The 1030-nt window shown below is 59.6% G+C and carries 1 protein-coding gene; it reads right to left on the minus strand.

Going from position 1 to position 1030, the window contains the following annotated elements; translation table 11 throughout:
* Positions 1 to 52 precede the first annotated feature (52 nt).
* Positions 53 to 904, minus strand: a complete 852-nt coding sequence (mutM, locus tag A2I95_RS42070) for a bifunctional DNA-formamidopyrimidine glycosylase/DNA-(apurinic or apyrimidinic site) lyase (RefSeq protein ID WP_027257157.1) — start codon at positions 902 to 904, stop codon at positions 53 to 55.
* Between the last annotated feature and the right edge of the window lie 126 nt (positions 905 to 1030).

Genomic DNA, 1030 nt, shown 5'->3' on the forward strand with positions numbered 1-1030 from the left:
CGGTTGTTCCGTTCAGATCCGAGTCCTTACCAAAAGGGTCCCTCTGATCAAGCTATCTTTGACACTTTACACAGTAGAAGGTGGAGCGCCCGGATTGGGTGATTCTGGCAATTGACCCCGTGCAACCCGCGCGGCGGCAGGGTTCACCCTCGCGTCCATACGCATCGAAAGAGTGTTGAAAATATCCAAGCTCACCAGAGGCTTGCCGGAAATCCTTGAGCGACGATCCGCCTGCTCGGATGGCATCCTGCAGCACTTCCCGGATGATCGGAACCAGCGCCGCAACCCGATGCGCGGCAATCTGCCCAGCCTTGCGGCGTGGCGAAATTCCCGCACGGAACAAAGCTTCACAAACATAGATGTTACCAAGGCCCGCAATGATTCCCTGATCCAGTAATGCGGATTTCACCGGCGTGTTGCGACCCTGGAAGGCGGCAACCAGATGGTCCTCGTGAAAATCATTTCCCAGCGGCTCCGGCCCCAGCACCGCCAGCAGTTTGTTGCTTTCGGCCGTTGCGGTCTCCAGCAGATCCATCGCCCCGAAGCGGCGCGGGTCGTTGAAGGTGATGCGGGCGCCATTATCCATGTCCAGCACAACATGGTCGTGCTTCTCCGCCTGCGGGTGCTCATGAGCAAACTGGCCCAGCGGGTCACCAGACACCGTCATCCGCCCCGACATGCCCAGATGAATGAGCAGTGTCTCCTCAGTGTCCAGGTCCGCCAGAATATACTTCGAACGCCGCCGCAGCCCATTGACCCGCGCACCGGTCAGCCGCTCGGCCATCCGCTCCGGAAACGGCCAGCGCAGATCAGGACGGTTCACAGCCGCATTTGTGATCACCGCCCCCTCCATCGCAGGCGCCAATCCGCGTTTCACCGTCTCGACCTCGGGCAATTCTGGCATTACACCCCTCCTGAACCAACGGGCCGCATTGTGCCTGCCCCACAGCGCCTTATAACAAGGGCGGAATTCAGCAAACGGCAAGCCTCATGAGCGATAGCAGCGACAATACCACCCATTTCGGGTTCG

The organism is Leisingera sp. F5, from assembly GCF_001593695.1.